Source organism: Streptomyces sp. 891-h (genome assembly GCF_022760275.1).
GTDB classification, from domain to species: Bacteria; Actinomycetota; Actinomycetes; order Streptomycetales; family Streptomycetaceae; genus Streptomyces; species Streptomyces spirodelae.
This window is the reverse complement of the sequence record NZ_CP050693.1, coordinates 4,523,754-4,547,842: the sequence shown is the minus strand read 5'-3', so window position 1 is coordinate 4,547,842 and position 24,089 is coordinate 4,523,754. Positions and strand designations below refer to the sequence as shown.

The following is a 24,089-nucleotide window of genomic DNA, read 5'->3' as shown; positions in this document are numbered from 1 at the left end:
CGAATTTGAAGGACCTGACGCGGGACGACCGTAACAAGGAGGTTCGAATTTGAACAACCGGGTACGATGGGCGCCATGGCTGGAACCAGGTGGCTCGACGAGCGTGAAATGGCGGCCTGGCTGGGCTTCCTGGAGGCCACCAGCCGGGTCTCCCGCCATGTGGAGCACCAACTCAAGGACGACGCGGGACTCTCCCACGCGCAGTACGAGATCCTCGTCAAGCTCGCCACGGCGCCCGCGGGCGAGGTCCGGATGACCGACCTGGCGCACGGCCTGTTCACCTCCAAGAGCGGCCTCACCTACCAGGTGGGCCAGCTGGAGAAGCGCGGCCTAGTCGAGCGCCGCTCCTGCCCCTTCGACGACCGGGGCGTCCTGGCTGTGCTCACGACCGAGGGCCGCGACACTCTGCGTGCCGCGGCCCCCGGGCATGTGGCGGCGGTCCGCTCGGCGCTGATAGACGTGCTGGACCGCGAGGAGCTCGACGTCATCGCCCGCGCGCTCGGCCGCGTCGGTGCGCGGCTGCGTCCGGCGGATCACAGCGCGGGACCGGCGCCGCACGCCCCCGCGCAGGGCTCCTAGCGGGACCCCAGTACGTCGCCGAGCCGCCGCAGCCCCTCCCGGATCTCCTCGGGGGTGTGCGTGGTGAACGACAGCCGCAGCGCCGCCGGGTCGGGCGGCCCGGCGAAGAAGGGCGCACCCGGCACATACGCGACGTCCTTGGCGACCGCCTCGCGCAGCAGTTCGGTGGCGTCGTACCCCTCCGGCAGCCGCGCCCAGACGAACATGCCGCCCTGCGGGTGGTTCCAGGCGCTGCCCGGCGGCAGTGCGGCGGACAGCCCGTCCAGCAGCGCGTCCCGGCGCTCGCGGTAGGCGTCACGGACCCGCGCCAGATGCGCGTCCAGGTCGTTGTCCGCCAGATAGCGGGCGACCGCCGCCTGGTCGACGGTCGAACAGTGCAGATCCAGCGACTGCTTGACGATGACACAGGCACGGCGCAGCGCGGCGGGCGCACGCAGCCAGCCGAGCCGCAGCCCTGGCGCCATCACCTTCGAGAAGCTGCCCAGCAGCACCGTGCGGTCGGCGGCCCTCGGCAGCGCGGCGACCCACGGCTCGTGGTCACCCTCGAACCGCAGTTCGCCGTAGGGGTCGTCCTCCACGATCCACAGCCCGTGCCGCGCGGCGAGTTCGGCGACCGCCTCCCGTCGGGCGAGCGGCAGGGTGCGTCCGGTCGGGTTCTGGAAGGTGGGTATCAGATAGAGCATCTTGGGCCGCTCGCGCTCCACCGCCTCGGCCAGCGCCACCGGGTCGACGCCCTCGTCGTCGGAGTCGACGGGCACCACACGCGCGCCCGCCAGGCCGAAGCACTGCAGCGCCGCCAGATAGGTCGGGTTCTCCACCAGCACGGTGTCACCCGGCTCCAGCAGCGCGGTCGCCAGCAGGGTGAGGGCCTGCTGGGAGCCGGTCGTCACCAGCAGGTCGTCGGGCCCGGTCGGCAGCCCGCGCTCCCCCAGCCGCCGCGCGACGGCCCCGCGCAGCGCAGGGTCGCCCTCGGTGGTGGAGTACTGCAGGGCGCGCTGCGGCTCCTCGGCGAGCACCCGGTCGTAGGCGGCCCGGATCGGCTCGGCGGCGAACAGCTCGGGCGCGGGCAGCCCACCGGCGAAGGAGATCACCTCCGGGCGCTGGGTCAGCGCCAGGATCTCCCGTACCGGCGAGGAGCCGACCGAGGCGGCACGGGCGGCGAGCGGGGGCGCGGGAACGGCGGCGGAGGAGGCATCGGGAGGGGCGGCGGGAGCGGAACCCGAGGGGGTGCTGGGAGTCATCCCCGCAGCTTAGAAGCGTTCTGCTGAGCCGCCCCAGTGATTTCCGGCACGTGGACGGCGGGCCCTCGCAACACGTGGACGGCGGGCCCCTCGCGAGGCGCCACCGCGCACCGGCCGAACCGCCGAGCACGGCGGCCCGCCCGGCTCAGCGGCCGTCCCCCGCCGTCTCGGCCTGGACCAGCCAGATGTGGCCGTCCGGATCGGCGAACGCTCCTGTGTAGCCCCACGGCTGCCGGGCCGGTGCGCTGATCTCCCGCGCGCCGGCGCGCACGGCGCGGGCCGTCATCTCGTCCACGTCACGCTCCTCGGCGACGGGCACGACCAGCACGCACTCGCTCTGCTCCGGCCCGGCGACGGAGTGGTCGCCGGTGATCCAGTCGAAGCCGCCGGTGGGGATCAGCATCAGCCGCAGCCCGTCGTTGACGACGAACCGCAGCGGCTCGGGGACCCCGTCCTCGGCGAGCTTGCCCACGGCCTCGAGACCGAGCCCGTCCCGGTAGAAGGTGTACGCCGCCATCCGGTAGGCGACGGGCAGGCTGACGGTGACCGTCGCGAGCGTTCGAGTGGTGGCCATGGGTACCTCCTGGCGGTCGATGCGGAACTGGTCGGGTAGCGCTGTGCACGCGGGCACGGCCCTGTGCACACAGACCTTCCCCCGCGCTCCGTCTCATCGCTCCGGCACACGCGCCGCACCGGGCGCGCGAATCGCCGGTTGGGATCACGCCGAACGGGTACCTGCGGGCCGATATTGGGCCTGGAGCGTATTCGCGAGAAAGGGAGGCCCGCACCATGACGGCGGAGATGTCGGAAGGGGAGATGGAAGTATCCGTGCAGCTCAGTGACTGCGCCTGCGAGGACGCCGAGGTGGTCTTCAGGATGCTGGGCGGGCTGTTCCCCTCGGACTGGGCCGAGCTGCAACCCGAGGGCCGCAAGGCGAACGTGTGGCTGTCGCGGTTCGATGTCTCTCGTGACGTCGGACAGCCGGAGACCCCGGCGCTCGGCACCCCGGTCACCGCTGAGCTGCAGGGCTCCCCGCAGGCGGTCGAACGGCTGCACCGGGTGCTGCTGGCGGCGTTCGGCGTGGTGGAGGTGCTGGAGGTCGCCGGGGACCAGGAGAAGGAGCTGAGGCTCCGCCTCGAGACCCGCTGAGCGGGGGTAGATCCCGGTCGTGCCCCGGCAGCTTCGCCCCCGTCGTGCCCGAGGCTCTACGGCCCCGAGGTGCTACGGCGCGGTGGGGGCGGGCCGTGCCGGCCAGGGCGGACGCCCGCCTCCGCGAGTCGGCGAAGCGGACGAGCCCGGTAGTGCCCGGAGCCGGACTTGAACCGGCACGGCCCTCAAGGGCCAACGAGGTTTAAGCTCGTCGTGTCTGCATTCCACCATCCGGGCACCGGCTCCTGGACCGCGTCGTACGCCGCTGAGCGCAGACGGCCCTCCCCAGGGCATGGGACGAGCCTATCCAGGGTCATCCCCCGAACAGCGGATCGACAGAGCGATGTTGTCTTATTTTATTGGCAACTGACGACCCATCAGTGTCACATGCACCACTTCGCAGCGCTCTCCCCCGCGCGTCCGGCTCGTCAGGAATGACGGAAAGTCGCCGTTCGGTCACCCGCCTCCACGTCCCATGTCCACCAGGGGCATATGCCGGCGGTCCATGCGGGCGAGGGGCCCTCGTCCCTCTCAGGGTCGGCTGTCATACCCAGGGATGACCGGGAGGCCGACGGCTACCTCCGAAGACTGTCCCGGAAACAAGAGCCGGGTCGGATCCCGTCGCCCGGATCGGACGGAACGATGGAGTCACAACGAAAGTTCCGTCTCACCCGACCGACATCCGACAGGAGCACCGCGCCGTGACGACCAGTACCCGTGAGCACCACACCGCGGGCGGCCCGTACCCCGGAGCCCCCGCAGACCGCATGAGCAGCGGCGTCGCCGCCGCGCGGGCCACCGATCTGTCCAAGGTCTACGGCCAGGGCGAGACCAAGGTGGTCGCCCTCGACCGGATATCGGTCGAGTTCCGGCAGGCCGAGTTCACCGCCATCATGGGCCCCTCGGGCTCCGGCAAGTCCACCCTCATGCACTGCATGGCGGGGCTCGACTCGATCTCCAGCGGCAGCGCCCGCATCGGCGACACCGAGCTGACCTCGCTCAAGGACAAGAAGCTGACCCAACTGCGGCGCGACCGCATCGGCTTCATCTTCCAGGCGTTCAACCTGCTGCCCACCCTCAACGCGCTGGAGAACATCACGCTGCCGATGGACATCGCGGGCCGCAAGCCGGACAAGGCGTGGCTGGACCGCGTCATCCAGACCGTCGGCCTGGCCGACCGGCTCAAGCACCGGCCCAACCAGCTCTCCGGCGGCCAGCAGCAGCGGGTCGCGGTCGCCCGCGCCCTGGCCTCCCGGCCGGAGATCATCTTCGGGGACGAGCCGACCGGCAACCTCGACTCACGGGCGGGCGCGGAGGTCCTCGGCTTCCTGCGCAACTCCGTCCGCGAACTGGGCCAGACCGTCGTCATGGTCACCCACGACCCGGTGGCGGCCGCCTACGCCGACCGCGTCGTCTTCCTCGCCGACGGCCGCATCGTCGACGACATGACCGGCCCGACGGCCGAGAGCGTGCTGGAGCGGATGAAGGCCTTCGACGCCAGGGCCCGGACGAGCTGACCCGGATCTCCTGATCCGGATGAGCTGATCCGGACGGGCCCGCCCCGCGCGTGCGCCGTCGTCCCGCCTGCGTCCCGCCTCCGGTCCGTCTCCGTCGGTCTCCGTCCGTGTCCGCCGCCGGTACCACCTCACGGCGTCCCACCGCACACCTTCGGCCGCTCGCCGGCGGCCTGGCGCGCTCACCAGCGCGTGGGCGTACCCGAAGGCGCGTTCCCGCACGGCGCGTACGCCGTAGGTGCTCATCCCTCGGACGCGTACGCCGTAGGCACTCCGTGCCCGTACGCGCCGTCGCGCCCTCATATACGCCCCGCCGGCCGCCCTTACGCCCGGCGCCTGCCCGGTGCCGGCGCCCAGCCCGCCTGCTTTCCGCCTCTCGTAGAAGGACCATCCAGGACTTCCTCATGCTCCGAACAGCCTTGCGCAACGTCTTCGCGCACAAGGCCCGGCTGCTGATGACGATGCTCGCCGTGTTGCTCGGCGTGGCCTTCGTCTCCGGCACCCTGGTCTTCACCTCGACCATCTCCGACGCCTTCCACAAGAGCTCCGAAAAGGGCTATGCGAACGTCGATGTCTCCATCCGGCAGGACGGCGGTGACGCGCCCGAAGGCCGCGACTCGGCGCCGCCGCTGAGCCAGCGCACCCTCGACCGGGCCGGTGAGCTGTCGGGCGCCGAGTCCGCGACCGGTGTCGTCTCCGGCTTCGCCGCCCTCTCCGACAAGGACGGCAAGCTCGTCGGCGACGGCTTCTCCACCCAGGGCGCCAACTACTACGCCGGCCGGGACGGCAAGGGCTCCGACCAGCGCTACCCGATGAAGGACGGCGCGGCACCGCGCGCCCCGGGCCAGATCGCGCTGGACGCCAAGACCGCGGAACGCACCGGCTACCAGGTCGGTGACACCGTGCGGATGTCGGTGAACGGGCCGGTGCGCAAGGAGAAGATCACCGGCATCTTCACCACCGACGACGGGAGTGTGGCCGCGGGCGGCACCCTCGTGCTGTTCGACAACGCGACCGCGCAGAAGCTGTTCGCCAAGCCCGGTGAGTACACCGAGATCCAGCTCAAGGCCGAGCCCGGCGTCTCGCAGGCCACGCTCAAGGAGCGGGCCGAGAAGATCCTGCCCTCCGACGCCGAGGCCGTCACCGGCAAGAAGCTCGCCGACGAGCAGTCCAAGTCCATCGAGTCGAGCATGTCCAGCATGAAGACCAGCCTGCTGGCCTTCGCCGGGATCGCGCTGTTCGTCGGCATCTTCATCATCGCCAACACCTTCACCATGCTGGTCGCCCAGCGCACCAAGGAGCTGGCGCTGCTGCGCGCGGTGGGTGCCGGCCGCCGTCAGGTGACCCGTTCGGTGCTGATCGAGGCGCTGGTGGTCGGCGCCGTCGCGGGGCTGGCCGGGATGGCGGCCGGTGTCGGTATCGGCGCCGGGCTGCGCGCCCTGGTCGGCAAGATGGGCACGATGCCCGACGGGCCGCTGGTGATCGAACCGTCGACGGTCGCGATCTCGCTGGCGGTCGGCGTCGTCATCACCGTCCTGGCGGCCTGGCTGCCCGCACGGCGCGCGGCCAAGATCCCGCCGGTCGCGGCGATGGGCAGCGTGCACGCCCCGGCGACGACCCGCTCGCTGATCGTCCGCAACGTCATCGGAGCCCTGCTGTCCGCCGCCGGCGCGGTGCTGGTGCTGATGGCCACCGGGATGGGCGACGGCGCCAAGGCGCCCATGGCGCTGGGTGCCGGGCTGCTGCTGATCGGCGTGTTCGTGCTGACCCCGCTGCTGTCCCGCCCGCTGATCGCGGCGGCCGCACCGGTGCTGCGGCTGTTCAACGTCAGCGGCAAGCTGGCCCGGCAGAACGCGGTACGCAATCCGCGCCGTACGGCGGCCACCGCGTCCGCGCTGATGGTCGGGCTGACGCTGATCACCGGGCTGACGGTGATCGCGGGCAGCGTGCAGAAGGCCGTCGACAAGATGGCGACGGACTCGCTGAAGGCCGACTACACCGTCTCCATGGCCAACTTCACGCCCCTCTCGCCCCAGGTGGAGAAGGAGCTGGCCCGCTCGGAGCAGGTCACCGCGACCTCGCCGCTGCGCAACGCGCGGGCCGAGATCGGCGGCGACACCGAGTACCTGACCGGTGTCAACGGCTCCACCATCGACCAGCTCACCTCGCTGGACTTCACCGCAGGCGGCTGGTCGGGCATCAGCGGCGGCAAGCAGATCGTCGTGGACAGCGACATGGCCAAGGCGCAGGGCTGGAAGCCCGGCTCCCGCTTCCAGGTGACCTACGAGGACGGCGAGAAGGCGTGGCTGTCGGTCGCCGGGATCTACCGCGGCAACGAGATGATCCACGGCATCCTCGTCGACAACAAGGCCGTCACCCCGCACCTGGAGAAGGTCGCGGACATGCAGGTCCTCGCCAAGACCAAGGACGGCGCGAGCGATCAGGTCAAGAAGACCCTGGAGAAGCAGCTGGGCAACAACCCGGCGGTCCTGGTGCAGGACAAGAAGGACATCTCCGAGGCCATAGCGCAGATGATCAACATCCTGCTGAACATGCTGTACGGGCTGCTCGCCATGGCCGTCATCGTCGCCGTGCTCGGGGTGATCAACACCCTGGCGATGTCGGTGTTCGAACGCGGCCAGGAGATCGGGATGCTGCGCGCCATCGGCCTCGACCGGCGCGGGGTCAAGCGGATGGTGCGGCTGGAGTCGCTGGTCATCTCGCTCTTCGGCGGGGTGCTCGGCATCGGCCTCGGCGTCTTCTTCGGCTGGGCGGCCGGTGAGTTGATCGCCGACTCGCTGGACACCTACACCCTCGTGCTGCCCTGGGGCCGGATGGGCGTCTTCCTCGCCCTCGCCGCACTGGTCGGCGTCCTCGCCGCGCTGTGGCCGGCGCGGCGGGCCGCCCGCCTCAACATGCTGGCCGCCATCAAGACGGACTGAGCCGGCAGCCCCCGGCAGTCGGCATCGCCCACCCGCCCCTTCACCGGGGTGGGTGGGCGATGCCCTGTCCGGAACGCAGCGGCGGGCCCGGCTATCCGTCCGCCGTCCACTTGCGGGTCCGCAGCGGCAGGCCCGAGGCTCCGGACTCGGGGGTCTTGATGGCCAGCACCTGGTTGACGCCGATCCGGTTGCGCTCGAAGGCGAGCGCCGAAGCCGCCATGTAGAGCCGCCAGACGCGGGCCCGTCCGGGAGTGGTGAGCCGTGCGGCGCGCGGGAAGTCGGCCTCCAGGTTGCGCACCCAGGCGCGCAGCGTCAGCGCGTAGTGCTCGCGCAGGGACTCCACGTCCCGCACCTCGAAACCGGCCCGCTCCAGCTGGGAGACGGTGCGGCCGATGGGGGCGAGCTCCCCGTCGGGGAAGACGTAGGCGTCGATGAACGGGTCGACCTCGTAGGCCTCTTCGTCGGCGAGGGGCCGACGGGCGATCTGGTGGTTGAGCAGCCGCCCGCCGGGCTTCAGCAGGGCGTACAGGCTGTCGGCGTACTCGCGGTAGCGCGCCGCGCCGACGTGCTCGGCCATGCCGACGGAGGAAATCGCGTCGTAGGGCCCGCCCGTCGCCCGACCACCACCCCTGTCCGAGGCGCTCCGCGCCGCCTCTTCCTTCTCGATCTCGCGGTAGTCCTGCACGCGGATCTCCACCCGGTCGGTCAGCCCCTCCTCGGCGATCCGCTTGCGGCCGTAGGCGGCCTGCTCCCGGGAGAGGGTGACGGCGACGGCGCGTACGCCGTACTCGCGCGCTGCGTGCAGAACGAGTGAGCCCCAGCCGCCGCCGACGTCAAGCAGCCGCTGCCCCTCGCGCAGGCCGAGCTTGCGGCAGATCAGGTCGAGCTTGTCGTGCTGGGCCTCCTCCAAAGTGCCGTCCGGCTGCCAGTAGGCGCAGGAGTAGACCATGCTGGGGCCGAGCACGAGCTCGTAGAAGTCGTTGCCGACGTCGTAGTGGTGGCTGATGGCCTTGCGGTCGCGGCCGAGGGTGTGGCGCAGGCCGGTGCGGCGGCGGGCCTCCTCGGGGGGCGGCGGGGGCGGCAGTCCGGGGCCGGCCAGCCGCAGCAGTTCGGCGGCGGCCGCGCGGGACGCCGGGTCCCGGGCGAGGGAGAGCGCGCCGCGCGCCCGACCGCCGCCGGAGGTCTCGGCGTTGTCCGGCACCGCGCCGGGACCCTCGCCCCGTTCCCAGACCAGTCCTGCCATCAGTTCCAGCACCCGGTACAGGTCGCCGTCGACGTCGAGGTCCCCGGCGACCCAGGCCCGCGCGAGTCCCAGCTCTCCGGGCCGCCACAGCACCCGGCGCAGCGCCCGCCGGCTGCGTACGACCAGTACGGGGGCCTCCGATGGCCCGGCCTCGCTGTTGTCCCACGCCCGCACCCGGACCGGGAGCGGGACCCCCAGCAGCTGTTCCGCGAGCGCGACGATCCGTTGGGCGGCACCGGCCATTGAGCACACCTCCGTGTCAGAAGGGGTGGATTCCCCGTACACGTAACGCGGGCGGGGGAGGGAGTATGCCCACTGTGCCCGGAGAACCGGCCGTTTCGGTACGGCGGAAACGGCGAGAGGGGCGTGAGCCCCACGGATGGCTCACGCCCCTCTGGGACGTACACGATGTGCGCCGCCGGCCTTTGGCCGGGCCTGCTCCCCAGGGCGCAGAGTGCGCCCCGAAGGGGCGCGGGGAACTGCGCGACCGGCCACGACGCTGCCGCAGCCCGCGGCCGACAGTCAGGGGCACCCCCTGCCCGCCGACCTCCGCCGCAGGAAGCGGGTCAGGAGGAGGCGGTTGCCTTTTCGTTCTTGCCGTCGACCGGGCTGTCGGCCCGGCCGTCGGCGGTCGCCTTGCTGGTGTCGGCCGGAGCCGACGACTCCGCCTTGCCGAGCGCGGCCGCTGTCACCGGAGCCGCCGCCTCGTAGAACTCGCCGCGCGGGTGCTCCATGGCGCCCAGCGAGACGACCTCGCGCTTGAGGAACATCCCCAGCGTCCAGTCGGCGAAGACCCGGATCTTGCGGTTCCAGGTGGGGACGGCCAGGCCGTGGTAGGCGCGGTGGAAGTACCAGGCCAGCCGGCCGCGCAGCTTGATCTTCGTCTTGCCGAAGACGATCATCGCGACGCCCTTGTGCAGGCCGAGCCCCGCGACGGCGCCCTTGTTGGCGTGCTTGTACGTGCCCTGCGGGAAGCCGCGCATCCCGGAGATGACGTTGTCCCCGAGCACCTTGGCCTGGCGCAGCGCGTGCTGCGCGTTGGGCGGGCAGAAGGCGCCCTCCTTGCCGGCGGCCAGGTCCGGCACCTGCGCGTTGTCGCCCGCGGCCCAGGCGTAGTCCACGCCCTTGACCTGCATGGAGGCGTCCACGTCCACGTGGCCCTTGGGACCGAGGGGCAGCCCGAAGCGGGAGAGCACCGGGTTGGGCTTGACGCCCGCGGTCCACACGATGGTGCTGGAGTCGACCTCCAGCCCGTTCTTGAGCACGACATGGCCGTCCACGCAGGACTCCATGGAGGTGTTCAGGTAGACCTCGACGCCGCGCTTCTTGAGGTGTTCCAGGCCCCACTCGCCCAGCTTCGGGCCGACCTCGGGCAGGATGCCGGGGGCCGCGTCGACGAGGACGAACCGCATGTCCTCGCGCTTGACGTTGGGGTAGTACTTGGCGGCGTCCCGCGCCATGTCCTCGACCTCGCCGATGGTCTCGGCGCCGGCGAAGCCGCCGCCGATGAAGACGAAGGTGAGTGCCTTGCGGCGGGCGTCCTCGTCCTGTGTGGAGTCCGCCTTGTCGAGCTGCTCCAGGACGTGGTTGCGCAGGCCGATGGCCTCCTCCACGCCCTTCATACCGATGCCGTTCTCGGCGAGACCGGGCACCGGGAAGGTGCGGGAGACCGCGCCCATCGCGATGACCAGGTAGTCGAAGGGCAGCTCGTACGCGTCGCCGACCAGCGGCGAGACGTTGGCGACCTTGCGGTCCTGGTCGATGGAGGTGACGCGGCCGGTGAGGACCTCGGCCTTGGGGAGCACGCGTCGCAGGGGGACCACGACGTGGCGGGGTGAGATGCTGCCGGCGGCGGCTTCGGGGAGGAAGGGCTGGTACGTCATGTACGACCGCGGGTCGACGACCGTGACGGTCGCCTCGCCGTAGCGCATCTTCTTCAGAATGCGCCGCGCTGCGTACAGACCGACGTACCCGCCACCCACTACGAGGATTCGGGGACGCTCCGTGGTGCTCATGAAATCGAGTATCCACCCACCGGTGGGGGTCACTTCGTGAGGGTCTTCACAAGCATGCCCGCACCCTCTGCTACACTCCGCCGCCCCGTGATCGAGCCCACAGGGCGATGCCGGAACCACTGACCGCCGTGAGCCGTTGACACAGCTTTTGAGCTGCGGGGATCGATGAGGCGGCGGGTGAACCACGTGACGGGGGACGGGCCGTGTGCGTCCTGGGCGCCGGGAGCACATCCGGAACGTCGTCTTCCACCCCGTCTTCCGAGTCAAAACCGGGGCTCACCGGGCACTTTCTCATGTGAAACATTTCACGAAACTCGTGCGCCGACGCGTTCGCAAGGCCCTTGTGAGGCCCTTCAAGCTCTATCAGTGGAGAGACGCCCCGCTCAAGTGAGAGCGTTCGGCGCCTCTCACCGGCGCCCGGATGCGGGGGTTGACGACACTCTACTCCGCGGTAACACTGCCCGGATGGCGCTCACCAAGGGCAGGAGCCTCGCAACGTTCGCCGCGCTGGCCGCCGCGGACCTCTACGCCACCGCGAAGGCCCCGAGGGGCCCGGCCCGCGCGGCGAAGCCCTTCCTCATGCCCGCGCTCGCCGCACACGCCCGGCACCTCTCGGCGCACCCCCGGCGCCCGGCGCACCCCCCTCACCCGGCACAGCCCGGACATCCGCCCGCAGCGCTGCTGGCCGGGCTCGCCTGCGCCACCGCGGGCGACACCGCGCTGCTGTGGGACCGCCACCACCGCGCGCTGCTGACCGGCATGGCCGCCTTCCTCGGCACCCAGGTCAGCTACACCGCGGGCATGACGGCACAGCTCGGCGCCGTACGAGGGCTGCGGGCCCGGCCGAAGCGCGCGGCGGCCGCGCTCGCCGCCTGGGGCGTGGTCAACGCGGCGTTGGCGCCCACGCTGGAGCGCCGGCTGCGTCTCCCGGTCGCGGGCTACAGCCTCGCGCTCACCGCGATGGGTGCGGCGGCGCTCGGCGTCGGGGGCAGGGTCGCCGCCGGAGCGCTGGCGTTCATCGCCTCGGACGCGCTGATCGGGCTCCAGGCGGCGGGGCACGAGTTCCCCTCCCAGGAGGTGCTGATCATGGCGGGGTACCTGCTGGGCCAGTACCTGATCACCACCGGCTGGCTGGAGCGCGCCCCGGCAGGCGCACCGGCAGGCGTACCGGACTGAGCCCGCGCCGCCCGGACCGCGCCCGCGCCGCACCCGGCGCATACCGTCATGGATGTGCACCACCCGAACGATCACGCGCCCGGCTCCGGCCCCGCGTCCCCGCCGCCCATGCCGCCCCTGTTCGACTGGCGGTTCGCCGCCGACCCCTACCCCGCCTACGCCTGGCTGCGCGAGCACGCTCCGGTGCGCAGGACCCGGCTGCCCAGCGGGGTGGAGGCGTGGCTGGTGACCCGGTACGCCGACGCGCGGCAGGCGCTGGCCGACCCGCGGCTGAGCAAGAACCCGCACCACCACGGCGAGCAGAGCGCGCACGGCAAGGGCAAGGTCGGCATTCCGGGCGAGCGCAGCGCGAACCTGATGACGCATCTGCTCAACATCGACCCGCCCGACCACACCAGGCTGCGCCGGCTGGTATCCAAGGCGTTCACTCCGCGCCGGGTCGCCGCCTTCGCACCCCGGGTACGGGAACTCGCGGACGGACTCATCGACTGCTTCGCGGCGCGCGGCGAGGCCGACCTCATCCACGAGTACGCCTTTCCGCTGCCGATCTACGCCATCTGCGAGATGCTCGGCGTACCGCGCGAGGACCAGGAGGACTTCCGTACCTGGGCGGGCATGATGCTGCATCAGCCGGGCAGCCCGCGCGGCGGTGTGGGCCGCGCGGTCAAGCGGATGCGCGGCTATCTCGCGGAGCTGATCCACCGCAAGCGCGCCGAGCTGGCCCGCGAACAGGGCGCCGACGACCTCATCTCCGGCCTCATCCGCGCCTCCGACCACGGCGAGCACCTCACCGAGAACGAGGCGGCCGCGATGGCGTTCATCCTGCTGTTCGCCGGGTTCGAGACCACCGTCAACCTGATCGGGAACGGCACGTACGCGCTGCTGCGCCACCCCGGGCAGCGTGCCGTCCTCCAGCGGGCCGTCGCGGCGGGGGACGAGGGGCTGCTGGCCGGTGCCGTGGAGGAACTGCTGCGCTACGACGGGCCGGTCGAGATGGCGACCTGGCGGTTCGCCACCCGCGAGCTGACCCTCGGCGGACAGCGGGTGCGGGAGGGCGAGCCGGTGCTGGTGGTCCTCGCGGCGGCCGACCGCGACCCGGCCAAGTTCGCCGAGCCGGACACCCTGGACCTCACCCGCGGGGACAACCAGCACCTCGGATACGGCCACGGCATCCACTACTGCCTGGGTGCGCCGCTCGCCCGGCTGGAGGGGCAGACGGCGCTCGCCACGCTGCTGCACAGGCTCCCGGATCTGCGGCTGGCGGCCGACCCGGACGAGCTGCGGTGGCGCGGTGGACTCATCATGCGCGGGCTGCGCTCGCTGCCGGTGGAGTTCACGGCGACCGACCGTCGGTGACCCGAACCGTGAAGGTGATGTGACGGGGTATCACTTATGTGACCGCCGCGTGATGTGTACGACATTGGCTTGTGACTGTCGGCATTCACAGCTACGTTCGGTCACCGACTTCGGCCCTCGGCCGTCGTCACCGACTTCGGTCGTTCGTCACGCTTGTCCCCCACGAGAGGTCACCCATGCTCTCCGGTAACGGTCGGCATCGCCGCCCTCGCCAGGCCCCCGCTCTCTTCGTCGCCGCCGGGGTCACAGGTGCCGGAATCGCCCTCCCGCTGCTCGGCGCCACCGGCGCGCACGCCGCCGACGCCGGGACCTGGGACCGCGTGGCGGACTGCGAGAGCGGCGGCGCCTGGAGCGCGAACGACGCCAACGGCTACTACGGCGGGCTCCAGTTGGACCTGGACACCTGGAAGTACTACGGCGGGACGATGTACGCCGAGCGTCCCGACCTGGCCAGCCGGAGCGAGCAGATAGCCATCGGCGAGAAGATCCTCGAAGCCGAGGGGCCCCACGCCTTCCCGCACTGCGGAAGCGGTCTGCAGGTGCCCGGCCTCGGACAGGGGTCGGATGCGACGCCGGACCAGAAGCCCTCCCAGTCGCCGTCCGAGTCCCCGTCCGCATCCCCGTCACAGGAGACGGGCGAGCCGGAACAGTCCGCGCGGCCCGACGACTCGGGGAAGCCCAGCGGAACCGGCAAGCCCGACAAGCCCGGTAAGTCCGATGAGCCCAGCAAGCCCGGCAAGGGCTCGCCGGACACGGAGCCGACCCCCGGCGCGAAGCCGGGCGACAGCGCGGGCGAGCAGCCCTCCGACGAGGCGTCCGACACTCCCGGGGACGGGTCGAGCACGTCGCCGCGCCCGCCATCCGGTGGCGGCGGCCCCGACTCGGGCCCGGCCGAGGACGACGATTCCGGTTCGGACTCCTCCAGCTGGTCGAACCTCGGCCCGTCGAGCCCGGACCGGCTCAAGTCCCCGTCCGACGAGTCCGATGAGTCCGCCGAGACCGACCCGTCCGAGGAGTCCGGGAAGCCCGGGAAGGGCAAGCACCGCGGGAGCCCCGCGGACGACGACCGGGCCTCCCGCGGCGGCGACCGCGAGGGCGGCGGCAAGCACCGGGTCACCGTACGGACCGGCGACTCGCTCTCCCGGATCGCCGCGCAGCACGAGGTCGCGGGCGGCTGGGCCGAGCTCTACGAGCGCAACCGCGAGACGATCGGCGACGACCCCGACCTCATCCGCCCGGGCCAGCACCTGACGCTGTAGCGGCGGGACGCTCCAGCGGCGGTTCGCTCCAGCGGCGGTTCGCTCCAGCGGCGTGCCGCCGTAACCGCGCTCCCGTCGGGTCCGGGACGGGCCCCGGGGTGGGACACCCGGGGAGGAAATGGGACAGCCGCGTGGGCGCGCTGGGTGGGACGGTTAGGCTCGGGGCGGAGAAAGTCGTCCCAGACGAAGGAGAAACCTCGTGCCGTCCATCGACGTCGTCGTAGCCCGCGAGATCCTCGACTCGCGAGGCAACCCCACCGTCGAGGTCGAGGTCGGCCTCGACGACGGCAGCACCGGCCGTGCTGCCGTACCGTCCGGCGCCTCGACCGGCGCCTTCGAGGCGCTCGAACTGCGCGACGGTGACGCCGCGCGCTACAACGGGAAGGGCGTCGAGAAGGCCGTCCTCGCCGTCATCGAGCAGATCGGCCCCGAGCTGGTCGGCTACGACGCCACCGAGCAGCGCCTGATCGACCAGGCGATGTTCGACCTGGACGCCACGGCCGACAAGTCCTCGCTGGGCGCCAACGCCATCCTCGGCGTCTCGCTCGCCGTCGCGCACGCCGCCTCCGAGGCGTCCGACCTGCCGCTGTTCCGCTACCTGGGCGGCCCGAACGCGCACCAGCTGCCGGTACCGATGATGAACATCCTCAACGGCGGCTCGCACGCGGACTCGAACGTCGACATCCAGGAGTTCATGATCGCGCCGATCGGCGCCGAGTCGTTCTCCGAGGCGCTGCGCTGGGGCGCCGAGGTCTACCACGCGCTCAAGGGCGTGCTCAAGGAGCGCGGTCTGGCAACGGGCCTGGGCGACGAGGGCGGTTTCGCGCCCAACCTCGGCTCGAACCGCGAGGCCCTCGACCTGATCATCGAGGCCATCCAGAAGGCCGGTTACAACGCCGGCCAGGACATCGCGCTGGCGCTGGACGTGGCCGCCTCCGAGTTCTACGAGGAGGGCGTCTACGCGTTCGAGGGCCAGAAGCGCTCGGCCGCCGAGATGACCGAGTACTACGAGCAGCTCGTCACCGACTACCCGCTGGTCTCCATCGAGGACCCGCTGTTCGAGGACGACTGGGCGGGCTGGAAGACCATCACCGACAAGCTGGGCGACAAGGTGCAGTTGGTGGGCGACGACCTGTTCGTCACCAACCCCGAGCGGCTGGCCCGCGGTATCGAGGAGGGCAGCGCCAACGCGCTGCTCGTCAAGGTCAACCAGATCGGCTCGCTGACCGAGACGCTGGACGCGGTCGAGCTGGCGCAGCGCAACGGCTTCAAGTGCATGATGTCGCACCGCTCCGGCGAGACCGAGGACGTGACGATCGCCGACCTGGCCGTCGCGGTCAACTGCGGTCAGATCAAGTCGGGTGCCCCGGCCCGCTCCGAGCGCGTCGCCAAGTACAACCAGCTGCTGCGCATCGAGGAGATCCTGGACGACGCGGCGGTCTACGCCGGCCGTTCGGCGTTCCCCCGCTACAAGCGCTGAGCAGTCCGCCGGCTCACGGTGCCGTACCCCCTCGTGACACGAGGGGGTACGGCACCGAAGGTGTCACCCGCGAGGGAGAGGTATGGGAGCGGACCGGGACCGTTTCTCCACCGCGACGCGGCTGCGCGCCCTCGGCGCCCAGGCCGCCGAGCGGGTCTACCGGGCGCAGGGCAGGACGGTACGCACCCCGCGCAAGGGGCGGCTCACCGGCCGGGCCGCGCTGCTCGCCCTGGTGCTGTGCTCCCTCGTCGTGGCGCTCGCCTACCCGACACGGCAGTACATCACCCAGCGCTCCGAGATCACCGACCAGCGCGAGCAGGCCGAGCACGCGCGGGCCGCGGTCGAACGTCTCCGGGAGCAGCGGGCGCGCTGGCAGGACCCCGCGTACGTGGAACAGCAGGCCCGCGCGCATCTGCACTTCGTACGGCCCGGCGAGACCGGCTACATCATGCGGGACGGCACGGCTGACGTACGCCGCCCCCGCCCCCACGGGCCCGCCGACCGGGCCTGGTACCAGAACCTGTGGGACGGGGTGGACAGCGCGGACCGGACCGAGTAACCCCACCGCCCTCCTCCCCTTCCTCTCTCCCTCTCCCCGACGACCGAAGCGAAGCGACGAGCACCCCAGACATGGAAACCCCACCGCCCCGGACCGAGCCGACGCCGCCCACCGGCGCGGACATCGCCGCCTTCAAGGAGCAGCTCGGCCGCCCGCCGCGCGGGCTGCGCGCCATCGCCCACCGGTGCCCCTGCGGGCTGCCCGACGTGGTGGAAACGGCGCCCCGGCTGGAGGACGGCACACCGTTCCCCACCACGTACTACCTGACGTGCCCGCGCGCCGCCTCCGCCATCGGAACGCTGGAGGCGAACGGGGTGATGAAGGAGATGACCGCGCGGCTCGCCGAGGACACGGAGCTGGCCGACGCCTACCGCGCCGCGCACGAGGACTATCTGGCGCGCCGTGACGCCATCGAGGAGCTGGTGGGCTTCCCGAGCGCGGGCGGGATGCCCGACCGGGTCAAGTGCCTGCATGTGCTGGTCGCGCACGCGCTGGTGGCGGGCCCCGGCGTCAACCCGCTGGGCGACGAGGCGCTGGCGATGCTGCCCGAGTGGTGGCGCAAGGGCCCGTGCGTGACGGTGCCCGAGGAGAACGAGGACGGTCAGGCATGACGATGAGCCGAGTCGCCGCGATCGACTGCGGCACCAACTCCATCCGCCTGCTGGTGGCGGACCTCGACCCACAGACCGGGGAGCTGACGGAGCTGGACCGCCGGATGGAGATCGTCCGGCTGGGGCAGGGCGTGGACCGCACCGGGCGGCTGGCGCCCGAGGCGCTGGAGCGGACGTTCGCGGCGTGCCGACGGTACGCCGAGGTCATCGACTCCTTCGGGGTGCCGCCCGAGCGGACCCGCTTCATCGCCACCTCCGCGTCCCGCGACGCGGAGAACCGGGACGAGTTCGTCAGCGGCGTGCTGGACATCCTCGGCGTGGAGCCCGAGGTGATCACCGGCGACCAGGAGGCGGACTTCTCCTTCACCGGCGCGACCAAGGAGCTGGCCGCCGGCACCTTCGCACCGCCCTACCTGGTGGTGGACATCGGCGGCGGCTCCACCGAGTTCGTGCTGGGCGCCGAGAGCGTCGAGGCGGCCCGCAGCGTGGACATCGGCTGCGTACGGCTGACCGAGCGGCATCTCACCGTGGACGGCGCGCTCACCGAGACCCCGACCGCGGCCCAGGTGGACGCGGTACGCGCCGATGTGTCGGCGGCGCTGGACGAGGTGGCCCGCACGGTGCCGCTGGAGCGCGCCCGCACCCTGGTGGGCCTGGCGGGAACCGTCACCACTTTGGGGGGTATCGCGCTGGAGCTGGACGCCTACGACTCGTCCCGCATCCACCACACCCGCGTACCGCTCCCCCGCGTCCGGGAACTGACCCAGCGCCTGCTGTCCGCGACCCACGACGAGCGCGCCGAGATCCCGGTCATGCACCCGGGCCGCGTCGACGTCATCAACGCCGGAGCCCTGGTCCTGCTGACGATCATGGAACGCCTCGGCGCCGAGGAAGTCGTGGTCAGCGAGCACGACATCCTCGATGGGATCGCGTTCCATACGGCACTCGACGCGCGCTAGGAGCAGGGGCCGCTACAGGTTGCGGTAGACGTCCCGCCGGTCGCCCACCTTGACGACGAGGACGACGAGTTCACCGTCGTTGATCTGGTACGCGACCCTGTAGTTGCCGACTCGGAGCCGGTAGAGAGCCGAGGGGCCGTTGAGCTTCTTGATGTCGGCGTCCTCGCGGTACGGATCGTCGCCGAGAGCGGTCAATGCGGTCAGGATGCGCATGGCTTCGGGCCGGTCGATGGCCCGGAGCTGCCGCTGTGCTGCTGTGGTGAACCGGAACGCGTACTTCACGCGGCGCCTTGGCTGCGCTCGCTGAACAGGTCCGCCAGCAGCTCGGCCATCGAGATGGTCGGCTCGCCGTCGGCCAGAACTGCTTCCGCTTCGCGGGCCAGCATCATGTCGGCCGCTTCTTCCAACGCTTCGAAGTCGGCGATCGGCACGACTGCGGCAACCGGGGCACCGTTGCGGGTGATGACAGTCGGAGTGCCTTCCTCGGCCTGGTTGATGTGTTCCGCGAAGTGTGCGCGTGCGTCCCTGATGCTCGCGGTGTTCTCGGTCATGGACTCAGTGTACGCATTTACGTGTACACAATGCAGGTCGTCGCCGTGGCCGCGGTCAGGCCTCTCGGTCCTTGATGAGGTCGCGGTATTCGCGAGCCGCGGCGCGCAGGGCTGCTTCCGGGTCGATGCCCTCCCGTTCGGCCTGGGCGGCCAGTGCCAGCAGGGCGTAGCCCACTCCCTCGCGGGAGGTCTCCGGGGCGGGGAGGCCGGCGGTGCGGGCTCGGCCGGCGAGTTTGGCGGCGAGGGAGAGGGCCGGCTGGCCCAGTGGGACGCCCTCGGTCACCGATACCCGTCCGGACTTCTCCAGGGCCTTGCGGCGCTGCCAGTGCGCCTCCACCTCGGCGGCGGTCTCGGCGACGTCGTCGCCGAAGACGTGCGGGTGGCGGTGGACCAGCTTCTCCACCAGGGTGCCGGCCACGTCGTCGATGCCGAACGGTTCCTCCGGGTCGTCCTGGGCGATACGGGCGTGGAAGACGACCTGGAGCAGTACGTCGCCGAGCTCCTCGCGCAGCTCTTCGCGGTCGCCGCGTTCGATGGCGTCGATGAGCTCGTAGACCTCCTCGACGCCGTACTTGAGCAGGTCCTCATGGGTGCGCAGGGCGCTCCACGGGCATTCGCGGCGGATGCGGTCCATGATCTGGACGGCGTCCAGCAGCCGGGCGCCTGGCAGGTCGTAGGAGCCGGGCAGCAGCTCCAGTTCGGGCATGGCCACCCGTCCTGAGCCCGCCAGCCGGGCGAGGCCGTCGGTGAGCGCGGGCTCGCCCTCGGCAGTGGCCAGCACGACGACCGACCTGCCGCCGCCCTGTGCGCACTCCTCCACCAGGGTCCGCGCGTCCAGCTCGACGCCTGCCTCCGCCTTGACCCCGGCGTCCCCCACATAGGGGAGCTGCGGGTGTGCCGGGTCGGCGCACAGCACCCGGTCGGCGGTGCGCAGCGCTTCCCAGGCGGGCCAGGACAGCAGTCCGGGCGCCACCCGGTGGGTGGTGGTGAGCAGGACGATACGGCCGGTCTCGGGGATCTCGTTCACCCTACGAACGTACTGCGTCCGCGGGGGAGCGACGTACCCGGTTTCCCGCGGGGCCCGGACGATCCCCCGGCGGGCCCGCCGGCCGGGTGCGCCCCGGCTACATCTGCTGGTCCGGGGCCTGGCGGGCCGCCTCGCCGGTCACCTCGCGCAGCCACGGGGTCTTCGCTCCCGTGAGGGTGGAGCGGTTCGCGTCCCACTTGCCGTAGCGCGGATTCACGTTGATCTTCATGCTCTTGGAGACCTTCGCCAGCTCCGTGGTCAGCCGCTGGTTCCCGTCGGGGGACGTCGGGTCGATGCCCTTGGCCTCGGCGATCTTCTCGACGAGCAGCTGCATCCGGATGCGGTCGTCGATCTCGTCGGGCGCGACGCTCTGCTGCCGCAGCAGCACCGCCTCGAGCTGCTTGCGGCCGCCCGCCTGTCCTTCGAGCTCCGAGCGGACCCGCTGGACCTCGCGGCGGCTGACGCGCACTCCCTCGTCGTCGGCCGCCTGTTCGACGATGCGCTGGCGGATCATGCCGTCGAGGGTGGCCCGGGTCAGCTTGCCGCTCTGCTTGATCATCTGCTCGCCCTGGGGGGCGGCACGCTGCGCGTCCCGGACGGCACCGACCCGGGACTGGAGCTGCGCCATGCTGATCCGGTCGCCCTTCACCAGCGCCGCCGCACCCGGGTGCGCGTCGTTGCCGCACGCGGTGAGCAGCGGTGCCGCGACGACGAGCGCCGCGACGGCGGAGAGGGTGAGCGCGGACCTGCGGTGACGGCTTTCCATGGGGCCTCCCGGCGGCGGCGAGGGGTCGCGCGTCCTCGCACGACCTGGCGGTGATCGATGGTAGGGAGTCGAACGGGTCCATGACCACCGGTTCGACATCAAATCGACCAACGATTCGGGACGAGTTGGGTAGCTGCCGACCCACCACCCGTGGGGCGCACGGTGATTTCCGGGTCACTCGGGTGACCCGGGGCCGATGGAGTCCTCCGAGCCGCCACCCGAACCGGACCTGTCACCCCGACGGCGCTCTCCCTGTGGCAAGGGGAGGAAAAGCGGGGAGGGACGCAGGGTGCGCGAAGTCACCGACCCACTGCTGAACCTGGTGCGGCGGCACCGGGAGCCCGTGGTCGCCCAGACGGCCCGGTCGACCATCGCCGCTGTGATCAGTTACGCCGTCGCCACCCAGCTCAGCAGCGAGGCCGCGCCGCTGACAGCGCCGCTCACCGCACTGCTGGTCACCCAGGTGACCCTCTACACGACGCTGCGGACGGGCATCCGCCGGGTCAACGCGGTCGTCGCCGGTGTGCTGGTCGCCAGCGGCTTCAGCGCCCTGGTCGGTCTGACCTGGTGGAGCCTCGGGGTGGTCATCCTCGCGGCGCTGATCACCGGCCGCTTCGTGAAGGCGGGCGAGTTCGTGCCCGAGACGGCGATCAGCGCGATGCTGGTGCTCGGCGTGACCCAGAACCAGGTGGCGCAGATGGCCTGGGACCGCGTGCTGGAGACGCTGATCGGCGCGGTCGTCGGGCTCGGCTTCCAGGTGCTGTTCGTCCCGCCGGTGTGGGTGCAGCCCGCCGGGGACGCGGTCATCGACCTCGCCGGCCGGATGCGGCGGCTGCTGCTGGGCCTCGGCGAGGACGTGTGCGGCTTCACCCCCGTCAGCCAGGCCGCCGACCGGCTGCACCAGGCGCGGCGGCTCGACCACGACATCGTGGAGGTCGACGTCGAGCTGCGGCGTGCCGAGGACAGCCTGCGGCTCAACCCGCGCGTGCGGGAGGGGCTGCTCTCCCGCGTCGTCCTGCGGACCGGCCTGGACGCCCTGGAGATCTGCGCCGTCGTCCTGCGCACCACCGCGCGCACGGTCACCGACCTGGCCAAGAAGCGCCTGGACGAGCCGCTGTTCAGCGAGGAGATCGCGAACAGCATGCGGGAGTTGTACGTCCATATGTCCGCCGCCGTCGAGGCGTTCGCCGTACTGATCACCACCCCGGTCAGCGCCAGCGCCGAGGAGGCCGAGGACCGGCTGGTCCGGGAGCTGGAGGCCAGCCGCGCCAGCCGGGACACGGTCGCCTTCCAGCTCCTGGACAAGGTGCGCGAGCACCCCCGGCAGTGGCAGCTGCACGGCGCGCTGCTCGCCGAGGCCGACCGGCTCCTCGACGAGCTGGATGTGGAGAAGCGCTCCCAGCGGCTCTGGGAGGAGCTGGACCGGCAGTCCCGTGAACAGCGCGAACGCAACCCCGTGCTCCGCCGCATCCGCCAGATCCGCAACCGCGAACGCGCCCACCAGCGCGAACTGGAGGAGGAGCGGGAGCTGGAGTGGGAGGAGGAGCACTGACCACCGGCGGCGCCGGGTGCGGTCGTCCGGGGATCGGCGTCAGTAGGGGCCGGTGTGCGGCGCCGGTGGGGCCAGCTGCCGACGGCAGAGCGCCTCGTCCTGGAGGAGCTGGGCGACGGCGGGGTCGTGCAGCCCGCGCTCGCGGATCAGATCGCGCAGCAGTGCGCCGAGTTCGGGCAGGGCCTGGGCGTACTGGCCGGTGTCCACCAGCACGGTGGCGTACTGCTTGCGCAGGGTACGCACGACGGGCGAGGTCTCGCCGTAGGTGGTGACCGCCACCGGCAGGGCCCGGCCGAGCAGCGCCGCGACCTGGGCGTAGCGGCCCGCGGCCAGCAGCCGGCGGATGTCCTCCAGCACGGCGTTCAGGTCCCCGTCGGGCGTCGGTGCCGCGCCGCGCCGGGGCGGCCACGGTGCGGCGGGGGCGAGGAAGGGCCGGGTGGGGTCGAGCGGCGGCCCGGGCACGCGCTCCCCGGCGCGGGGCAGCAGCGGGGCGAGAGCCGCGTACACCTCGTGGGCGTCGGCGGGGCGGCGGGCCGGGTCGCGGTCGAGCAGGCGGCGGACGAGCCCGGGCAGCGGCGCGGGGACATCGGGGCACAGCAGTTCGAGCGAGTCGGGCTCCTCGTGCAGCTTCTTGTAGAGCAGCCCTGCCGCCTCCGGCGCCTCGAACGGGGTCCGCCGGGCGAGCAGTTCGTACAGCACCACGCCCAGCGCGTACAGATCGGCGGCCGGGCCGACAGCCGCGCCGCCGGTCGCCTGCTCGGGCGCCATGTAGACGGGGGTGCCGACCAGCGCACCGGTACGGGTGAGGCGGGTGACGTCGGGCGCGCCGACCGAGGCGATGCCCAGGTCCAGGATGACGACCCGGCCGTCGGGTCTGACCATCACATTGCCGGGCTTGAGGTCCCGGTGGACGACGCCGACGGCGTGCACCGCGGCGAGCGCCGAGCACAGCTGCGCGGTGACCGCGACCGCCCACTGCCACGGGTAGGGATCGTGTTCGGCGAGGTGATCGGCCAGGTCGCTGCCGTCGAGCCGCTGCATCACCAGGAACAGCTCCTCGCCGTCCTGGCCCGCGTCATAGACGGTCACCAGCCCCGGGTGATCGATCTGCGCGGTCACCCGGCATTCGCGCGCGAAACGGCGCCGCAGCTCCTCGGGGTCGGCGCTCTGCACAAGAGAGGCCATCCGCTCCGAGTGCGCCAGCTTCACGGCGACGGGACGGCCGCCGAGCCCGGCGTCGAGGGCGCCCCACACCTGGCCCATACCGCCCTTGCCGAGCGGTTCGGACAGCTCGTACCGGCCCGCGATCAGCCGGCCGGGCGTCACGCCGGGCCCCGGGAGTCGGGCCGCTGCCGCCCGTCCTGCGGCTGCTGCCGCAGCAGCTCACCCAGCTCGTCGAGTTCTGAGGCGACCTGCCGCATCCGGGGCGAGGTCGACGACGCCGGGTCCGGCTGCGGGGCCGCCGTCACGGTGGGGGCGTACGGCGAGGCGCCACCGTACGGGGGCGTGGGCGGGGGCGGGGGCGGGGAGGAGGACTGCGACGGGGGCTGGGAGCCGGGGGCGTACGGGCCGGCAGGGTACGGGCCGGAGGCTTGCGGGCCCGGGGCGTACGGGCCCGGTGCGGGCGGGGGCGTGTGCGCCGGCGCGTACGCGGTGTGCGCGGCGGCCTTCGGCCGGCCGGCGCGCGGGGGACGGTCGGCAAGCACGGCGTGCACCACGGCACCGCCGATCAGCAGCACGATGTAGACCCCGGCGGCGAGCTGCGCATTGCCCTCCTCCCCCGGTTTCGTCTCCGGTACGACGAAGAGCAGCACGATGTAGACCGCGGTCAGCACGCACGCCCCCGCGAACACCGCCCAGTCGCGCGGCCGGCGCCGCAGCACCGCGAACCGCAGCGACGGCACCCAGGTCAGCAGCCCCAGCGACCAGAGAGGGAACGACGCGAAGGCGATCCGCACCAGCAGGGCGCGGGTGGCCGCGCTGCGCGCCCCGGCACCGGCCGCGCCGGCGGCACCGGGACCGGGCGGCGGCTGGGGTGGCTGGGGCGCGGCCGGGCCGTACATCTTTCCTCCTGATGGACAGGGGCGGACAAGGCAGGAGGTGAGCGTAT

At 72.0% G+C, this 24,089-nt stretch carries 22 protein-coding genes and 1 tRNA gene; 12 read left to right on the top strand and 11 right to left on the bottom strand.

The features are described 5' to 3' along the window. Window positions 1–75: 75 nt before the first annotated feature. The gene (locus HC362_RS19990; protein ID WP_243085405.1) at window positions 76–579 is read left to right on the top strand and encodes a MarR family transcriptional regulator; all 504 of its coding nucleotides are present in this window, start codon (window positions 76–78) and stop codon (window positions 577–579) included. Here the strand turns inward: HC362_RS19990 and HC362_RS19985 are convergent. Next, window positions 576–1,820: a PLP-dependent aminotransferase family protein gene (locus HC362_RS19985; protein WP_243085404.1), complete on the bottom strand. Its 1,245-nt coding sequence runs from the start codon at window positions 1,818–1,820 to the stop codon at window positions 576–578. The two genes, HC362_RS19990 and HC362_RS19985, sit on opposite strands and share 4 nt — an antisense overlap. 145 nt (window positions 1,821–1,965) lie before the next feature. Further along, window positions 1,966–2,394: a VOC family protein gene (locus tag HC362_RS19980; RefSeq protein ID WP_243085403.1), complete on the bottom strand. Its 429-nt coding sequence runs from the start codon at window positions 2,392–2,394 to the stop codon at window positions 1,966–1,968. A gap of 215 nt (window positions 2,395–2,609) precedes the next feature. Here HC362_RS19980 and HC362_RS19975 point away from each other — a divergent pair, with 215 nt between their 5' ends. Then, complete coding sequence (locus HC362_RS19975; RefSeq protein ID WP_243085402.1) at window positions 2,610–2,969, top strand: hypothetical protein; 360 nt, start codon at window positions 2,610–2,612, stop codon at window positions 2,967–2,969. Window positions 2,970–3,122: 153 nt separating this feature from the next. Here the strand turns inward: HC362_RS19975 and HC362_RS19970 are convergent. Next, a tRNA-Leu gene (locus HC362_RS19970) sits at window positions 3,123–3,206 on the bottom strand. Window positions 3,207–3,736: 530 nt separating this feature from the next. Here HC362_RS19970 and HC362_RS19965 point away from each other — a divergent pair. Together HC362_RS19965 and HC362_RS19960 are read left to right on the top strand one after the other, a co-directional pair. After that, window positions 3,737–4,486, top strand: coding sequence for an ABC transporter ATP-binding protein (locus HC362_RS19965; RefSeq protein ID WP_243088717.1), 750 nt, complete (start codon window positions 3,737–3,739; stop codon window positions 4,484–4,486). A 401-nt stretch (window positions 4,487–4,887) separates the two neighbouring features. Next, entirely contained in the window at window positions 4,888–7,425 is a 2,538-nt protein-coding gene (locus tag HC362_RS19960) for an ABC transporter permease (protein ID WP_243085401.1), read from the top strand. Window positions 7,426–7,516: 91 nt separating this feature from the next. Here the strand turns inward: HC362_RS19960 and HC362_RS19955 are convergent, their stop codons facing one another. Together HC362_RS19955 and HC362_RS19950 are read right to left on the bottom strand one after the other, a co-directional pair. Continuing rightward, on the bottom strand, window positions 7,517–8,911 hold the full coding sequence (locus tag HC362_RS19955) for a cyclopropane-fatty-acyl-phospholipid synthase family protein (protein WP_243085400.1): 1,395 nt from the start codon (window positions 8,909–8,911) through the stop codon (window positions 7,517–7,519). A 323-nt stretch (window positions 8,912–9,234) separates the two neighbouring features. After that, the gene (locus HC362_RS19950) at window positions 9,235–10,683 is read right to left on the bottom strand and encodes an NAD(P)/FAD-dependent oxidoreductase (protein ID WP_243085399.1); all 1,449 of its coding nucleotides are present in this window, start codon (window positions 10,681–10,683) and stop codon (window positions 9,235–9,237) included. Window positions 10,684–11,148: 465 nt separating this feature from the next. On the opposite strand from HC362_RS19950, the gene HC362_RS19945 reads away from it, so the two are divergent. The 7 genes from HC362_RS19945 (at window position 11,149) to HC362_RS19915 (ending at window position 18,083) form a co-directional block, all read left to right on the top strand. Beyond that, the gene (locus tag HC362_RS19945) at window positions 11,149–11,859 is read left to right on the top strand and encodes a lysoplasmalogenase family protein (RefSeq protein WP_243085398.1); all 711 of its coding nucleotides are present in this window, start codon (window positions 11,149–11,151) and stop codon (window positions 11,857–11,859) included. A gap of 108 nt (window positions 11,860–11,967) precedes the next feature. Next, the gene (locus tag HC362_RS19940) at window positions 11,968–13,215 is read left to right on the top strand and encodes a cytochrome P450 (protein ID WP_243088716.1); all 1,248 of its coding nucleotides are present in this window, start codon (window positions 11,968–11,970) and stop codon (window positions 13,213–13,215) included. Between the two features lie 176 nt (window positions 13,216–13,391). Beyond that, a complete protein-coding gene (locus HC362_RS19935) occupies window positions 13,392–14,474 on the top strand; it encodes a transglycosylase family protein (protein ID WP_243085397.1) in 1,083 nt (360 codons plus the stop codon). Window positions 14,475–14,673: 199 nt separating this feature from the next. Then, complete coding sequence (gene eno / locus HC362_RS19930; RefSeq protein WP_209267291.1) at window positions 14,674–15,954, top strand: phosphopyruvate hydratase; 1,281 nt, start codon at window positions 14,674–14,676, stop codon at window positions 15,952–15,954. Window positions 15,955–16,036: 82 nt separating this feature from the next. Continuing rightward, complete coding sequence (locus HC362_RS19925; RefSeq protein WP_243085396.1) at window positions 16,037–16,513, top strand: septum formation initiator family protein; 477 nt, start codon at window positions 16,037–16,039, stop codon at window positions 16,511–16,513. Window positions 16,514–16,584: 71 nt separating this feature from the next. Then, window positions 16,585–17,124 carry a DUF501 domain-containing protein gene (locus HC362_RS19920; RefSeq protein WP_243085395.1) on the top strand — a complete coding sequence of 180 codons (540 nt, stop codon included), beginning with the start codon at window positions 16,585–16,587 and terminating at the stop codon, window positions 17,122–17,124. 2 nt (window positions 17,125–17,126) lie between these two features. After that, a complete protein-coding gene (locus HC362_RS19915) occupies window positions 17,127–18,083 on the top strand; it encodes a Ppx/GppA phosphatase family protein (RefSeq protein ID WP_279240180.1) in 957 nt (318 codons plus the stop codon). 12 nt (window positions 18,084–18,095) lie between these two features. On the opposite strand, the gene HC362_RS19910 is transcribed toward HC362_RS19915, so the two are convergent. From HC362_RS19910 to HC362_RS19895, 4 genes are all read right to left on the bottom strand, one after another. After that, window positions 18,096–18,365 carry a type II toxin-antitoxin system RelE/ParE family toxin gene (locus tag HC362_RS19910; RefSeq protein ID WP_243085393.1) on the bottom strand — a complete coding sequence of 90 codons (270 nt, stop codon included), beginning with the start codon at window positions 18,363–18,365 and terminating at the stop codon, window positions 18,096–18,098. After that, entirely contained in the window at window positions 18,362–18,634 is a 273-nt protein-coding gene (locus HC362_RS19905) for a type II toxin-antitoxin system Phd/YefM family antitoxin (RefSeq protein WP_243085392.1), read from the bottom strand. Before HC362_RS19905 ends, HC362_RS19910 begins: the two co-directional genes overlap by 4 nt. 55 nt (window positions 18,635–18,689) lie before the next feature. Then, window positions 18,690–19,661 (bottom strand): nucleoside triphosphate pyrophosphohydrolase, encoded by a 972-nt coding sequence (locus HC362_RS19900; RefSeq protein ID WP_243085391.1) that lies wholly within the window; start codon window positions 19,659–19,661, stop codon window positions 18,690–18,692. Between the two features lie 97 nt (window positions 19,662–19,758). Next, the gene (locus HC362_RS19895; protein ID WP_243085390.1) at window positions 19,759–20,427 is read right to left on the bottom strand and encodes a SurA N-terminal domain-containing protein; all 669 of its coding nucleotides are present in this window, start codon (window positions 20,425–20,427) and stop codon (window positions 19,759–19,761) included. A gap of 289 nt (window positions 20,428–20,716) precedes the next feature. On the opposite strand from HC362_RS19895, the gene HC362_RS19890 reads away from it, so the two are divergent. Then, the gene (locus tag HC362_RS19890) at window positions 20,717–21,979 is read left to right on the top strand and encodes an FUSC family protein (protein WP_243085389.1); all 1,263 of its coding nucleotides are present in this window, start codon (window positions 20,717–20,719) and stop codon (window positions 21,977–21,979) included. Between the two features lie 39 nt (window positions 21,980–22,018). On the opposite strand, the gene HC362_RS19885 is transcribed toward HC362_RS19890, so the two are convergent. Both HC362_RS19885 and HC362_RS19880 read right to left on the bottom strand, forming a co-directional pair. Further along, window positions 22,019–23,305 carry a serine/threonine-protein kinase gene (locus HC362_RS19885; RefSeq protein ID WP_279240126.1) on the bottom strand — a complete coding sequence of 429 codons (1,287 nt, stop codon included), beginning with the start codon at window positions 23,303–23,305 and terminating at the stop codon, window positions 22,019–22,021. After that, on the bottom strand, window positions 23,302–24,042 hold the full coding sequence (locus HC362_RS19880; RefSeq protein ID WP_243085388.1) for a hypothetical protein: 741 nt from the start codon (window positions 24,040–24,042) through the stop codon (window positions 23,302–23,304). Before HC362_RS19880 ends, HC362_RS19885 begins: the two co-directional genes overlap by 4 nt. Window positions 24,043–24,089 lie beyond the last annotated feature (47 nt).

Excerpts from the sequence above, each read along its gene's own strand:
- HC362_RS19960 (WP_243085401.1), top strand. The coding sequence starts at position 4,888 with ATGCTCCGAACAGCCTTGCGCAACGTCTTCGCGCACAAGGCCCGGCTG.
- HC362_RS19955 (WP_243085400.1), bottom strand. The coding sequence starts at position 8,911 with ATGGCCGGTGCCGCCCAACGGATCGTCGCGCTCGCGGAACAGCTGCTG.
- HC362_RS19990 (WP_243085405.1), top strand. The coding sequence starts at position 76 with ATGGCTGGAACCAGGTGGCTCGACGAGCGTGAAATGGCGGCCTGGCTG.
- HC362_RS19985 (WP_243085404.1), bottom strand. The coding sequence starts at position 1,820 with ATGACTCCCAGCACCCCCTCGGGTTCCGCTCCCGCCGCCCCTCCCGAT.
- HC362_RS19945 (WP_243085398.1), top strand. The coding sequence starts at position 11,149 with ATGGCGCTCACCAAGGGCAGGAGCCTCGCAACGTTCGCCGCGCTGGCC.
- HC362_RS19895 (WP_243085390.1), bottom strand. The coding sequence starts at position 20,427 with ATGGAAAGCCGTCACCGCAGGTCCGCGCTCACCCTCTCCGCCGTCGCG.
- HC362_RS19905 (WP_243085392.1), bottom strand. The coding sequence starts at position 18,634 with ATGACCGAGAACACCGCGAGCATCAGGGACGCACGCGCACACTTCGCG.
- HC362_RS19925 (WP_243085396.1), top strand. The coding sequence starts at position 16,037 with ATGGGAGCGGACCGGGACCGTTTCTCCACCGCGACGCGGCTGCGCGCC.
- HC362_RS19975 (WP_243085402.1), top strand. The coding sequence starts at position 2,610 with ATGACGGCGGAGATGTCGGAAGGGGAGATGGAAGTATCCGTGCAGCTC.
- HC362_RS19940 (WP_243088716.1), top strand. The coding sequence starts at position 11,968 with ATGCCGCCCCTGTTCGACTGGCGGTTCGCCGCCGACCCCTACCCCGCC.
- HC362_RS19950 (WP_243085399.1), bottom strand. The coding sequence starts at position 10,683 with ATGAGCACCACGGAGCGTCCCCGAATCCTCGTAGTGGGTGGCGGGTAC.
- HC362_RS19965 (WP_243088717.1), top strand. The coding sequence starts at position 3,737 with ATGAGCAGCGGCGTCGCCGCCGCGCGGGCCACCGATCTGTCCAAGGTC.
- HC362_RS19920 (WP_243085395.1), top strand. The coding sequence starts at position 16,585 with ATGGAAACCCCACCGCCCCGGACCGAGCCGACGCCGCCCACCGGCGCG.
- HC362_RS19980 (WP_243085403.1), bottom strand. The coding sequence starts at position 2,394 with ATGGCCACCACTCGAACGCTCGCGACGGTCACCGTCAGCCTGCCCGTC.
- HC362_RS19880 (WP_243085388.1), bottom strand. The coding sequence starts at position 24,042 with ATGTACGGCCCGGCCGCGCCCCAGCCACCCCAGCCGCCGCCCGGTCCC.
- HC362_RS19935 (WP_243085397.1), top strand. The coding sequence starts at position 13,392 with ATGCTCTCCGGTAACGGTCGGCATCGCCGCCCTCGCCAGGCCCCCGCT.
- HC362_RS19915 (WP_279240180.1), top strand. The coding sequence starts at position 17,127 with ATGAGCCGAGTCGCCGCGATCGACTGCGGCACCAACTCCATCCGCCTG.